Source organism: Pedobacter sp., from assembly GCF_965279535.1.
Lineage (GTDB): Bacteria > Bacteroidota > Bacteroidia > Sphingobacteriales > Sphingobacteriaceae > Pedobacter.
In genome coordinates this window covers 165328-179302 of sequence record NZ_OZ257244.1, presented here as the reverse complement: position 1 = coordinate 179302, position 13975 = coordinate 165328, and the positions used below count along the sequence as shown (strand labels likewise).

General features: G+C 38.8%; 9 protein-coding genes. 3 read left to right on the top strand and 6 right to left on the bottom strand.

The annotated features are described in order from the left end of the window. Window positions 1–126: 126 nt before the first annotated feature. From ACQY77_RS00615 to ACQY77_RS00605, 3 genes are all read left to right on the top strand, one after another. Window positions 127–1893 carry a peptide MFS transporter gene (locus tag ACQY77_RS00615; RefSeq protein ID WP_421939927.1) on the top strand — a complete coding sequence of 589 codons (1767 nt, stop codon included), beginning with the start codon at window positions 127–129 and terminating at the stop codon, window positions 1891–1893. Between the two features lie 12 nt (window positions 1894–1905). Further along, window positions 1906–3387 carry a peptide MFS transporter gene (locus ACQY77_RS00610; protein ID WP_421939928.1) on the top strand — a complete coding sequence of 494 codons (1482 nt, stop codon included), beginning with the start codon at window positions 1906–1908 and terminating at the stop codon, window positions 3385–3387. A 131-nt stretch (window positions 3388–3518) separates the two neighbouring features. Then, a complete protein-coding gene (locus ACQY77_RS00605; protein ID WP_421939929.1) occupies window positions 3519–4247 on the top strand; it encodes a polyprenol monophosphomannose synthase in 729 nt (242 codons plus the stop codon). A 105-nt stretch (window positions 4248–4352) separates the two neighbouring features. On the opposite strand, the gene ACQY77_RS00600 is transcribed toward ACQY77_RS00605, so the two are convergent. From ACQY77_RS00600 to ACQY77_RS00575, 6 genes are all read right to left on the bottom strand, one after another. Then, window positions 4353–4862 (bottom strand): YdeI/OmpD-associated family protein, encoded by a 510-nt coding sequence (locus ACQY77_RS00600; protein WP_421939930.1) that lies wholly within the window; start codon window positions 4860–4862, stop codon window positions 4353–4355. After that, entirely contained in the window at window positions 4859–6508 is a 1650-nt protein-coding gene (locus ACQY77_RS00595; RefSeq protein WP_421939931.1) for a DUF4172 domain-containing protein, read from the bottom strand. The genes ACQY77_RS00600 and ACQY77_RS00595 overlap by 4 nt, the downstream gene beginning before the upstream one ends. 84 nt (window positions 6509–6592) lie before the next feature. Beyond that, complete coding sequence (locus tag ACQY77_RS00590) at window positions 6593–7024, bottom strand: 2'-5' RNA ligase family protein (protein ID WP_421939932.1); 432 nt, start codon at window positions 7022–7024, stop codon at window positions 6593–6595. A gap of 160 nt (window positions 7025–7184) precedes the next feature. Beyond that, the gene (gene dnaE, locus ACQY77_RS00585; RefSeq protein WP_421939933.1) at window positions 7185–10196 is read right to left on the bottom strand and encodes a DNA polymerase III subunit alpha; all 3012 of its coding nucleotides are present in this window, start codon (window positions 10194–10196) and stop codon (window positions 7185–7187) included. A gap of 48 nt (window positions 10197–10244) precedes the next feature. Beyond that, the gene (gene dinB / locus ACQY77_RS00580; protein WP_421939934.1) at window positions 10245–11564 is read right to left on the bottom strand and encodes a DNA polymerase IV; all 1320 of its coding nucleotides are present in this window, start codon (window positions 11562–11564) and stop codon (window positions 10245–10247) included. A 427-nt stretch (window positions 11565–11991) separates the two neighbouring features. After that, on the bottom strand, window positions 11992–13947 hold the full coding sequence (locus ACQY77_RS00575; RefSeq protein WP_421939935.1) for an OmpA family protein: 1956 nt from the start codon (window positions 13945–13947) through the stop codon (window positions 11992–11994). Window positions 13948–13975 lie beyond the last annotated feature (28 nt).

Sequence of the window (13975 nt, the reverse complement as noted above, 5' to 3'; positions counted from 1 at the left end):
TTCATTACCATCTGGCCGGCTTAAAAATTTGTGAGTTTGCCATTCACTGCCTATATTGCGCCCTGCAAAACTAACTTATACAACACACAAATTCTGAATTCATAAACTAAAACCAACAAATGTTTTATGCAAACAACAATTGAAACTAAGGACGATTTCTTTAGCAGTAAAGTACTAGGCCATCCGTCAGGCTTATTTGTACTTTTCTTTACCGAAATGTGGGAGAGATTTTCATATTATGGAATGCGGGCTTTATTAGTCCTTTTTTTAACGACTAAAATGTTTGGAGTTGACAACCCAGGTTGGGGTTGGGATAGTGTTAATGCACTTTCGGTGTACGGATCTTACACTTCATTGGCCTATTTAACACCAATTTTAGGTGGTTACATGGCTGATAAAATTTTGGGCTACAGATGGGCAGTTATTCTTGGTGCTTTAATCATGACTTTGGGTCACTTGAGTATGGCGATGGAATTCCATCCTTTCTTTATGTACCTGGGCTTATGTTTATTGGTATTGGGAAATGGTTTCTTCAAGCCAAACATGACATCAGTACTCTCAGAAATGTACAAAAAACATCCTGAAAAGAAAGATGGTGCTTATACGATCTTTTATATGGGTGTAAACTCGGGTGCTTTCTTAGGCATGATCCTTTGCGGTTACATTGGCGAAAATTTAGGCTGGAGTTATGGCTTTGGTTTAGCAGGTATATTCATGTTCGTAGGAATGCTTCAATTCTACTTCACCAGAAACATATTTGGCAGCATTGGCCTGAAACCTAAAAAAGATGCTGTTGTTGTTGATGAAAATGAAGATCCTGCAGAATCAAAACGAAATCCATTTTCAGCGGTTGATCTTGTTATGGTGGCCATTATTTCTATTGTAGGCCTGGTATGGGTAATTAACGATCCAATCTCTAAAATAACGGGATCTAATCTGTTTAACTTCACTGTGGGCAGCTTAAATGGCGATAAATTTGTTATCCTTCTTGCACTGGTACTCTTTGTAGTTTTATTAATTAAAAGGATATTTCAATATGGTCCGATAGTAAGGGATAAAATGATTGCTATTGTGGTAATGGCTTTTATTACCATTTTCTTCTGGGCTTCTTTTGAACAAGCCGGTGGATCAATGACACTTTTTGCGAGAGACTATACTGATCGTGTATTAGATGGTAATTCGAAAATTGTATTTAATGTAATTAACACCCTGATTACCATTATTCCCTTATCTATTATCACTTATGTATTGCTCAGGTTATTCAGACAAACTTTTGGAAAATATGCCTTAGGAAATATTATCCTGTCTGTTGGATTTTTATTGATCTGGATCTTAATTATATACATGTTAAAGAACCAATATTATGATGTTAAAACAGAAGTTCCGGCATCATGGTTTGGTAGTTTAAATTCATTATTTATCATTTCCTGTGCCCCGATTGTATCTAAACTATGGGAAAGTAAATACAATCCGTTTGCCACATTCAAAAATGGCTTCGGAATGATTCTTTTGGGAATCGGATTTGGTGCATTGGCATACGGTGCAAGCAGCATCCCTGCGGGTGCAAAAGTTGCTCAAATCAGTATGATTTGGCTGGTATTGGCTTATTTGTTTCATACCCTTGGCGAATTATTCATCTCGCCTGTTGGCCTGTCTTACGTATCGAAATTGGTACCGGGAAGAATGATCGGTATTATGTTCGGTATCTGGTACCTGGCTATCGCGATTGGAAATAAAATTGCAGGAACCATGGGTGGCATGATCGATGAGATTACGGCGCAGTATTCTATGAAAACATTCTTCCTAATCTTTACATTAATTCCTGTTGGTTTGGGCCTGTTCATTATGCTCTTAACGCCAATTATGAAGAAATTGATGCACGGCGTAAAATAATCGCACATTAGAATGGAAAAAACATTATCTCTTGAGGAGATTCAAAATTTCGATGGTAAATACCCTAAGCAATTGTGGTATTTATCATTGGTTGAGATGTGGGAACGTTTCTGCTTTTACGGCATGCGTGGCGTTCTCGCTTTTTTCATGGTTGACCAGTTACACCTATCTGATCAAAAATCAAGTCTTCAATATGGTGCAATCCAGGCCTTTGTATATGCATTTACTTTTATTGGCGGCATATTTGCCGATAAGATTTTAGGTTTTAGAAAATCATTGTTTTGGGGAGGTTCATTGATGATTATCGGAAACCTGATTCTGGCCTTCTCCCCTCACGATCTTTTCTACATCGGGATTACGCTTTCTATTATTGGAACAGGTTTTTTTAAACCGAATATTTCTTCGATGGTTGGCGAACTTTACCATGAAAAAGATAACCGTAGAGATGCCGGTTATGGCTTATTTTATGCGGGCATCAATGTTGGAGGTTTTTTGGGTGGCGCTTTGTGCATCTATTTAGGAAAATATTATTCCTGGAACCTGTGCTTTCTCTCAGCAGCTCTGGTAATGGCTTTCGGTTTAAGCACCTTTATTTTTACTAAAAAATATTTAGGTCCGATTGGTAACTCACCGCTCCTGCATTTAGAAAAAACAAAACAAAAAACCTATGAAATAGCGGTTTACATTGGTTCATTGCTGTGTATTCCACTAATCTTTATCATGGTTAGAAATACCGCATACACGGATTATTTCATGTACACCATAGGAACGGTCGCCATCATTTATTTCCTCTATGAAACCTTTAGATTAGCTGAAAAACAGTTAAAATTAAAGTTTTTGGCAGCATTTCTTTTTATCTTCTGTTATTTCCTTTTCAATGCCATTTACGAACAAAGCGGTGGGTCGCTCTCGTTATTTGCAAAAGATAATTTCTCCCATCAGCTCTTATTCTTTTCAGTTGATCCGAATGTGGTAAACAACAGTGTAAACTCTCTATTTGTTATTATTTTCAGCCCTATTGTAGGCATCCTCTGGCTGTTAATGGCCAAGCGAAAAATTGAACCTAACACTGTTATTAAATTTGGTATTGGATTTTTACTATTAGCTGGTGGATTTTATATATTTTATGCAACCCGTTTTTTTGCTGATGCCAATGGCATTACCTCACTAAACATTTTCACGTTAGCCTATTTGGTGGTAACACTTGCCGAGTTGTGTTTGGGTCCTATTGGCATGTCTATCATTACCAAGCTTGCTCCAAAGCGACTATTTGGAATGATGATGGGCCTTTGGTTCCTGGCCAGTGCCTTTGGGCAATTTGCAGCAGGAAAAATTGGCGCTGAAATGTCTGCTTCAGAAAGCGGATCATTAATGACAAAGCTACAGGATTATACCGAAGGTTATAAACAGCTGGCTATCTATGCGCTGGTTGCCGGCCTGGCATTGATCATTATTTCACCATTGATCAAGAAATTAATGCAACAAGTGCGATAAACATCCATTTTAAAAGATTTCGACCCGTTTCAGCCATGTTGAAACGGGTTTTTTCATATTAAATACGTACTTTCGCCCCTTTAAAAGCTGAAAGCTCAAGGCCAGGGGTTTAAAATTTAAAAAAGCAAAACGTGTCAGACAGTCTAGTTATCATTCCCACCTATAACGAAAAGGAAAATATTGAAAGAATTATACGTAAAGTATTTTCACTTACACAACCTTTTCATGTACTAATCATTGATGATGGCTCTCCAGATGGTACTGCCGAAATTGTAAAATCGCTGCAGGAAGAATATGCCGGACATTTGTTTATAGAAGAACGTTCAGGCAAACAGGGTTTGGGTACAGCGTATATCTATGGTTTTAAGTGGGCCCTGGAAAGAAAGTATGATTATATTTTCGAAATGGATGCCGATTTTTCGCATAATCCTGATGATTTATCGCGCCTGCGTGAAGCTTGTGTAAATGGCGCAGATGTAGCCATTGGCTCGAGGTATGTTAAAGGTGTTAATGTGGTAAACTGGCCAATGGGCAGGGTTTTAATGTCGTACTTTGCGTCTATGTATGTTCGCTTTATTACGCGGATTAATATTCAGGACGCTACTGCTGGTTTTAAGTGCTACAGAAGAATCGTGCTCGAAACCATTCCGCTTAATAAGATTAAGTTTGTTGGCTATGCTTTCCAGATTGAAATGAAATTTACAGCCATTAAGTTTGGTTTTAAAGTTGTAGAAGTACCCATCATTTTTACCGATAGAACCGAGGGAACTTCTAAAATGAGTACCCGCATTTTCAGAGAAGCATTTTTAGGCGTCATTCAAATGAAGGTGAATAGCTGGTTCAGGAACTACAAGCGGTAATGTTTAATTGGTAAACTGTTGGTTGAGCTGTTTAACTGTCTAATTGTTTAACTGTCTTATCGATATTTAGACTTGGGACTCATGACTTAAGACTAAGGACTAAACTCAAAACTCCTTTCTACTCTCGCGAATCATTTGCCCGTAATCCATTTGTTTATCCATGGCATTTACGGTTAATACAATTCTTTTGGTTCTGGTGGTTTCTGTCTTAGCCTGATTAATCCAGTTGATGAAATAGTTTTGGTGTGATTTGGGCTGTTTCAGGAAGTTTTGCATTAGATGTTCCGGATCGGACAGGCAGATTTCGAGATCTTCGGGCATTTCAACCTTGAAGTCTTTATCTTCTTCCAGAAAAAGCTCCAGCCTGGCACCTGCTTCTTTTTTCAATTGTTTTCTAAGATCAGCTTTGAGGGCAAGTATAAAATCACCCTCCCCCATGGGCATGGTAGCCATACCTGCAATTTGAACCTGATCAATTTTACCTTTTACCCGAAAACTCTTTTTATTATTGGGTTTGATCTGATTGGCTATTGCTTCCGGAATGAAAACATAGCTCCAGCCTGTTTTTTCGCCCATGTTTTCGAATTTTTCTATTTCTGCGTTAAGCTGAATCATAAGTTAAATAGCTGAGTTTGCTGTTCATTAATCGGTTGATTTAAAAAAACGAAATCCTCAATCCTTTCAAAATGTTTTCCCTTTAATTTTCTTAATGAAATGCGATCACACCAAAAATTTAAATCCACTTTTGGAAGTATATCAAATGCTGTTTCAATATGTTCTGCAGAGAGTTTTCTGCCTATAGACATATGAGGTGCCTTGGTATGATGAAATTCTTTAATTTTAATATTTTTATGTACTGATTTCATATAAGCAGATAAAACACTTGTTGAATGTTCATCTGGCGCAATAAATAAGGTGCCATTATCATATTTTTTGATATCATTAAACTTGACCTCGAAAGGCTTTTGCCCCTTACTCCAACTGCTTAAACAATTCTTCACTATATCCAGTTCCCTGTCGCTGGCAAACAACTGTGAAATTGTAATATGTGCCTCTGCATCGCTGCTTGCATAATTACCGATTTTATTTTTTAAAGTATTTTTTAGTCCGGCAACTTCCTTGATAATTTCGGTTGAGGGGTAAAATGCAATGGCATAAACTGCCCGAATATCGTATTTCATTGCTCTGCTTTCTCCTATATGATTAAAAACGTCCAAATCTATCAGTTCCTGAAGATCTCGTGTTGCTGTTGCTTTTGAAGTTTTAGCGATTACCATGTATTTTTTTGCCGTCATCCCCCCTTCAAAACCTCCTGGGCCAGCTTCGAACATCCGATTAACCACTTTAAGTTGCCGTTCATTAAGATTGTACCTAAAATGATCAAAGAAAATAGTTTTTCTAAGTGTAAAATCTATGAGTTCCTGTGCTTCTTTTTGGGCATTTAAAGTAAGTGTTACAAAATAGCTAAGCCAGCTTGATATTTCATTTTTTTGCTGCGCTTCTTTTAATGCATTGTAATAAGCCGACTTATTTGCTTCTATAGATTTAGAAAGGCTAAGTAATACCGGTCTTCCAAGGGTTTGAGACAATGCTTTTTCTGCAAGCGCTCTGCCTATTCGTCCGTTTCCATCCTCAAATGGATGGATACTTTCGAAATATAAATGGGCGATGGCGGCTCTGATAACGGGATCAACAATTTCTCTGCTCTTACCGGGAGCTGTATCGTTGAACCAGATGATAAAACGCTTCATTTCGGAAGGAACTTTCTTAGAACTTGGTGCCTCAAAATGCACCTCTTCCATACCAATCCCGCCAGACACAACTTGCATGGGAGCGCTTCCTTCTCTCCAGCATCCAATATTGAGCCCATTAGCATCTCTAAATAAAATTTCATGCCATTTCCAAAGCTCAGCAACGGACAGCTCATCCTGGAAATTATATTTGACATGAATTAATAAATCTGTAATTGCCGAGGCCCGCTTATCCCGAACGAACAACATTTTCTCTCCCAATCCTAAATTGTTCTTCACAGAGGACATCACATCCTGTCTGCTAAAAAACGCCCCTTCAATTTCGGAGGTTTTCATGGCTTCTGATATTAATAATTCATACTTGGTTTCCTCACGTACACTATCAGGCAAGCTTTTAAGCACACCTGTAACTTCTCCAATCATCTCAGTAAACTGATATAATTTTTGTTCAATTCCTTCAATTGAAAAACTAAAATTAGGCCAGTCTTTTTTTTCCCAATTATATCCCATGAGCCGAATATACTAAAAATACGGCTCAAAAAGATGCGATTTATGAGCCGTATTTAATTAAAATACGGCTCATAAGTGTGCAGATTATGAAAAAAGCCCTATTTGAGAATTGCCTAAACCTGCCGAAAAACCCATTTCAAAGCGTACCAAAGGCTGATATTGTTTTTTATTTTTATCAAATTTTCTCAAAAGTAAAGTATCACACCTGAAAGAAAAATGGGTATATAATTTTTTTAGGGCAAGCAGCACTTGTTCTTCTGTTAATTTTCTTCCAATACTAATGTGAGGTTCGGTACTTTTGACATCGGTTTGAATTGGAAAACCTGTTAAAACCCTTTTCATTAAAGCGGCCAGGTGTTTTCTGGAATCTGGCTGTGGTGCAACATATACAGCTCCATTATCGTAATGTTTAAGTCCTTTGAAAGAAACCTCAAAAGGTTGCTCCGTTTTACGGATATGTTCCAAATAATGGCTTACCGATTCGAGCTCCCGGTCGCTGGCCCAAAAATTCTGCAATAGTTATGTGCGCTTTGGCGTTTTTACTGTGATACCATGCGTTTAATAAATTTCCAAGTTTTTGTTTTTGATAATCCACCTGCATGATTACTTCTCTGCTGGGCTCAATAATCAGCGAGAATTTGTTTTTGACTAAGACCATATATAATTAATTAAATGATTAATCTATTGCCAATGGACTTAACTGTACATCCAGTTTGGCAAACTTTAAAACTTCAACACTGGGGAAACCAAAATCTTCTACAACTTTACCTAAAATCAGGTAACAGCCCTTACCTTTAAACGGATAAACAGGCGTGGTATTGGGAAAGTGTGTGGTGTCGAAAAAATCGCCCTGAACGTCTAAAAAAGTTCCAAACCACATTTTAGTATTTTTAATGGTATGCACTGTCTTCTCACAGACGTAATTCCCCAGCATTTTCACTGTTTTACCCACATGAAGGTGCAGGTCTGCCGCCATTACTTCTCCCCGATAACCGGTTTTAAGCAGATCGAACATTTTGTAATTTAAGGGATAACCCAAAAGCTCAAGCTCAGTGTAAGCGTTCTCCAGAGCAGAATCTGCTAAAGGCGGAAGGGTGTAATTTTTATAACTTAACTTAAACAGCTCTGCATGATTGACTTGTTTTTGTTTAAATCCAAGGTAATTGTGCACATCCCACAACAGTGTTTTCCTATCCTTACCTGTAAACCTAAGGGCACCTAAACGAATGAGGATAATGGCTTGTTCTAAAGAAATACAGGTGCGTTTTACGAAATCTTCTAAATCCAGATAGGAACCATTTTGCCTCCGCTCTTCGGGGATTATTTTGATATTCTTTTCTTCAAGTCCCTGTACACCGATAAACCCCAGCCAGGCTTGAGTTCCATGGATATTCACTACTTCATCGCTGTGGTTAACGCATGGAAGATGTACCCTGGCACCTGTTTTTTGCAGTTCGTGCACATAAACCCATCTACTGTAAAACCCGCCATAATTATTAAGTACAGCTACCATAAACTCCATCGGGAAGTAAGTTTTGAGGTACAAGCTCTGATAGCTTTCTACAGCAAAAGATGCAGAATGTGCCTTTGAAAAGCTGTAGCCGGCAAAGGATGAAATCTGTCTCCATACTTCTGTAATCAATTCTTCTGAATGCCCTTGCTGTCTTGCAGAAATGAAAAATTTATTCACGAGTTCGTCAAAAGCCAGCTTAGAGCGGTATTTACCACTCATTGCTTTGCGCAGAACATCAGCATCTGCCAAATCCAGACCAGCAAAATAGTGACAAACTTTAATCACATCTTCCTGATAAACCATTACTCCGTAAGTTTCCTCCAATTGCTCTTTCATCACTTCACAGAGATACTGTACTTTATCGGGTTCATGGTAGCGTTCGATATAGGCCTTCATCATTCCTGAACTTGCTACCCCGGGCCTGATGATGGAACTTGCAGCCACAAGGGTTAAATAGTTATCGCATCTGAGCTTTTTTAATAACTGGCGCATGGCCGGGGATTCGATATAAAAACAGCCAATGGGCTGTCCTTCCTTTAGAATTCCATTCAGCTTAGCATCTGATTTAAAAGTTTTAAAATCGTGAATATCGATCTCCAGGTTTTTATTTTTTTTAATGAGTTCTACAGCTTCTCGAATATGGCCAAGCCCCCGTTGACTTAAAATATCGAATTTTTCATAACCAATTTGTTCTGCTTCATACATATCCCACTGCACAGTTGCAAAGCCTTTGGGCGGCATATCGAGGGCGGTATAATAAGTGATCGGTTCTTCAGAGATCAAAATCCCGCCGGCGTGGATAGAGCGTTGGTTAGGCATATTTTGCATATGCTGATATACGGCAAGCAGTTTTTGAAAAGTAGTATTTTCGAGGTTTTCGCGCTCACGGGTTGGATCAGTAAAACTATCAATCTCTCCCTTGGGTAGTCCCAAAACTTTTCCTATTTCGCGAATAATTGCCCGATTCTTAAAGGTGCTCATGGTACCCAGGAAAGCTACGTGCCATTTAGGGTATCTTTCAAAGATGTATTTCTGAATGGTTTCACGCTCATCCCAGGAAAAATCAATATCAAAATCGGGTGGACTGGTTCTTTTTTCGTGCAGAAAGCGTTCGAAATACAGATCAAGATCTATCGGATCCACATCGGTAATGCGCAAGCAGTAAGCCACCAAACTGTTGGCTCCGGAACCACGCCCTACATGGTAAAAGCCACGTTTATTAATGGCATACCGGATGATATCAAAGGTGATTAAAAAATATGCACAGTAATTTTTGAACTCAATAATCCGCAGTTCCTTTTCTAAACGCTGCAGCACCTCATCATTGTAATTACCATACCTGTATTTCAAACCTGCAAAGGCCAGGTTTCGCAACATTTTTTTATCTCCGTCAATACCTGTTTTAGTATAGTGAATCTTATTCTTTGATTGGGTTTCCCGCTCAAAATAAACACTAAGATCACAGCTATCGAGAAGTTTTTGCGTGTTTTCTACAATAAAAGGATAATATTCAAACTGTTTAGTCAGTTCATTTTCGGGAATTAAAAATTCGCTTTTTTCACATTTTTGATTTTCTGGAACTTTGCTCAAAAGCGTATTTAAATCTATCGCCCTGAGATATTCGTGCAGGCGATACCCCAATTTATTGTTTACGGTAACCGGATGCCAAACCACTAACTTGTTTTTTTGCAACAACAGAGGATGGTTATATAAAATACCCAGTTGCTTACTTCCAATGCCCACAAATTCATTCTCCTTGAGCTGTCTTCTAAAAAACTTCTGAAAAGGATAAACCACATAAGCATTTTCGAAGTATGGAGGAAATTCGGGCAGAGGAATATTATAAATGTTATGGTAACTCAAAAATTCATTAAGTTCACGCATACCCTCTTTATTTCGGGCAATCCCTACATAAAGCAGCTGATGCTGAAACCTGAATTCTATCCCTACAACAGGCTTTAGTTTATAGGGTATATTACCTTTATGTGTTTCATCAGCCTCGCGGGCTATACTTTGCCGGTAACATTCACGCACAAACTCTACAGCTCCGGTAGAGTTGTTTATATCTGTTAAAACCATTTGGTGGATTCCCAAAGCTCTGGCAGTACTAATGAGCTGCTCAATACTTTGTGTGCCATATTTCAGGCTATAGGAAGAATGCACATTTAGAAACATAATGATTCAGCTTATCAATGGTTCATCTTTATCAATCGAGGCTAAATATTAATCGTAAGACTTTGCCCCGATTATCCCTTTTTCGCTCATAAAACTTCTGATCTTCGACCGTTTTCTATGATCATTTTCTGTCTCACCTTCTTCGGTAATTTGATCCAGCGCTATTTTTTTCTTCCGTGGATTATATTTAATAACCTTATTGTTTTGATCCCTGGGCGGTTGTGTAACAATACAGGCTTTCACCACAGCTTCATCTCCGAAGTTATTCCGAACCTTATCCATCGCCTGGTATAAGCTATATTCTTCTTCGGACACATCGTACAATCCAATTTGTTCGTAGCCATTTACCAAATGAGACAGCTTTACACCAATTAACCGTAACAGCATCCGCTTGCTGTAAACCTTTTCAAATAGATGGTGTGCCTTTTGGATCAATATAGAATCGAGTGAGGTATAAGGAATACGTTCCTGCTGTGTAACCGTTTCAAAATTGGTATATCGGATGGTTACTGTGATACAGGCGGTAAGCTTCTTCTGATTGCGCAATTGAAAGGTAAGTCCGGTAACCATACCTGTAATAATCGATTTCAATTTGGCAATATCCATTGTATCATTTTCAAAAGTTGCCTGTGTACCAATTGATTTACGTTCGCGATAAGGCAGCACCGGGGCCAGATCAATCCCGTTGGCCTTTTGCCATAAACTTAGGCCATGCTGGCCCAGGATTTTAAACATCAGTTGTTGCGGAATCTGGGTAAGCGTTTCGATATGCCGAACCCCCATTTCACTCAACTTTTTATAGGTAGCATGCCCTATACCTGGAATTTTATGAACGGCTAAAGGATTGAGAAAGGGCTGTACCTCAAGAAAAGGAACATGCTTATGCCCATCTGGCTTAGATTCATTTGTCGCTATTTTAGCTACAGTCTTATTAACCGATAATCCGAACGAAATGGGTAATCCGGTTTCTTTCATGATCTTTTCCCTCAGTTCAGTTGCAAAAGTCATGCAGCCGAAGAAACGATCCATCCCCGTCATGTCAATATAGTGTTCATCAATACTGGCCTTCTCAAAAAGCGGAACACGCTCAGCAATAATTTCGGTAATTTCATGCGAAGCTTTGGAGTATTCTTCCATGTTGCCACGAAGAAAAATCGCCTGCGGGCAGAGTAACTTTGCAGTTCTTCCGGGCATAGCCGAATGAATGCCATATTTACGTGCTTCGTAACTGCAAGATGCGACTACCCCCCTATCACCTCCACCACCGATAATTACCGGTTTACCAATCAAACCCGGATTTTTCTTCATTTCTACAGAAACAAAAAATGCATCCTGATCCATGTGAATAATCTGCCTGTCCTTTTCCATCTGCTTTCTATTTCAATAGGGTTGTTATCATTTTTCGCAATAGCGAGTGTTTTATTGGCGACAAGCCGTTTTCACCACCAAGAACGCAAAGGTAGTTGCGCGCGCGACCATCTTCCATTTACATTATTCAACCACCTAAGGCAGCTGAGGGCATCTAAGCTTAACCGTACCTGTATTGCTGGCTAGCCATGGAACATGAACATGAAAAAAATCCGTCATTGAGAACCAGGGCTACGTAGCTGAAACAATCTGATTCAATACTACATCATTTTCTTAAGATCAAATTTACTAATATTTTTAGCCACAAGAAACAAATAACATTCCTTTATTATCCACAATTTACTAACATTTTTAGTAAATTACAAATAAAAAATGCCCGGACATATTGTCCGGGCACTACTAAAAAATAATCAGGTGTTAGAAAGCGCTATTGCTTAACGATCTTAAATTCAGTTCTTCTGTTTAGCTGATGTGCTACATCGGTACATTCGATGCCATTAGCACATTGGTTTAACAATTGTGTTTCACCATAGCCTTTCGCAGTGATGCGGTTTTTATTAATCCCTTTTGAAATGATATATTGAACGGCCGACTCTGCTCTCTGCTGAGAAAGTTTCAGGTTGTAAGTATCTTTACCTCTACTATCAGTATGCGATCCTAATTCAATCCATATCGTAGGGTTTTCGTTCATGATCCTGACCAGCTTATCCAATTCTACCGCAGCATCTGGCCTGATATTCCATTGGTCAAAATCATAATAAATGTTTTCCAGTCTGATGGCTTTGTTGATTTCAATCTGCTCCAGGTAAAGATCCTGAACCAACACCTCTGAACTCGCTAGTCCGATAGTGGCTAAATTCTCCACATCCGAACGGTAACCTGTTTTATCTGCTGAAAGGTTGTATTCTGATTCTTTCGACAAAGAAAACTGATAAGCACCATTATCATCTGTTTCTGCTTTAATTGTTGAGCCATTAACTTTAGCAAGGGTAACCAAGGCCGCAGCAACAGGCTCATTGGTTTTCTTATCCAATACCCTACCGGTTAACTTAAATGCTAAAATCTGTTTTTGATCAATAGTATAAATATCGTCATTGCCTAATCCATTACTGCGGTTAGAGGATAGGTAAACAATCCCTCCGCTATCATTCAGACTAAAACCGAAATCGTCTTGCGGAGAGTTAAAAGGATATCCCATATTCTCTATTTTACCAATGCTTCCGCCTGCTCTCCAGGCCCTGAAAACATCCAGTCCTCCCATGCCTACATAACCATCGCTCGAAAAATAAAAATTATTTTTACTGTCAAAAACAGGACTTCGTTCATTTCCTGCAGTATTGATTTCTTTCAGATTAATGGGTTTCCCCCAGTCTCCTTTATCCGTTTTCTCACAAACGTATACGTCTGTCCCTCCTTTTCCGCCGGGCATGTTTGATGCAAAATACAGGCTTTCTCCATCAGTTGTAATAAAAGGATCGCCAACAGAATATGCATTTACGTTATTATAAGGAAACGATACAGGTTCAGTCCAATTGCCGTCTGCATCCTGTGCGCTGCTATAAATTTCTACATTTACAGTGCTGGGTTTATTTTTTAGCTTTTCCAACTCATCAGGAATACGTGTTAAAGTAAAATACATGGTTTTATAATCGGCAGTAAAACTTGCTGATCCGACATGATAATTTGTTCCTGTTCTAATGGGAAATAATTGAATATCTGCTGTTGCAGCAGATTTAAAATACAACTTAAGATAGCCATTACCTGTCCAGCCATAAATTTTCTTATTTGGCTTTTTAGCACCATCGAATTTTAGAAAGGGTGTACTTTCTTTGGATTCAAGGTCTGTATTGGTGCGATCAGAGGTAAACACAACCCCCTCCTTAAATTTTACAGCGCCCCAATCTGACTGGATGCTATTCAATGCCTTTTGATTAATTAATTCAACCGATTTTGGATATTTCATCCATTTTAATGCCGAATCGCAGGAAGTAAGCCAAACCTCCTGGAGCTGTACAGGGATATCTTTTTTAAGCGCTATGTAATTTAGATACTGCCCTTTGGCTTCCCTATATTTTGCATTGTTTTGTAATGCTTTTGCATAGCCTAAAATATACTCGGGTTTAGGGTTTGGCATTTTAGAAGCAATGGCATACCAGCTTTCTGCCTGCACATAATTATTCATTAAACCGTAGGCACTGGCCAGGCGCTCTGCTGCGTGGAGTGTTTTTTGTTTTTGATACGCCTGTTCGTACAAATCTACCGCCTTACTGTAATTGTAAAGTTCATATTGTTTATCGGCTTCCTTCAACACATACTGTGCACGGCCTTGAAAAGTGATATGGAGCAAGAAGAAGGTGCAGATGCTAAGTAAAATTTTCTTCATAATCGGGTTTAGATAGGAAATGAGCGTT

Coding starts and splice junctions, on each gene's coding strand:
- ACQY77_RS00615 (WP_421939927.1), top strand. CDS start 127: ATGCAAACAACAATTGAAACTAAGGACGATTTCTTTAGCAGTAAAGTA.
- ACQY77_RS00610 (WP_421939928.1), top strand. CDS start 1,906: ATGGAAAAAACATTATCTCTTGAGGAGATTCAAAATTTCGATGGTAAA.
- ACQY77_RS00600 (WP_421939930.1), bottom strand. CDS start 4,862: ATGATTCAGCTTAACGCAGAAATAGAAAAATTCGAAAACATGGGCGAA.
- ACQY77_RS00595 (WP_421939931.1), bottom strand. CDS start 6,508: ATGGGATATAATTGGGAAAAAAAAGACTGGCCTAATTTTAGTTTTTCA.
- dnaE (WP_421939933.1), bottom strand. CDS start 10,196: ATGTTTCTAAATGTGCATTCTTCCTATAGCCTGAAATATGGCACACAA.
- dinB (WP_421939934.1), bottom strand. CDS start 11,564: ATGGAAAAGGACAGGCAGATTATTCACATGGATCAGGATGCATTTTTT.
- ACQY77_RS00575 (WP_421939935.1), bottom strand. CDS start 13,947: ATGAAGAAAATTTTACTTAGCATCTGCACCTTCTTCTTGCTCCATATC.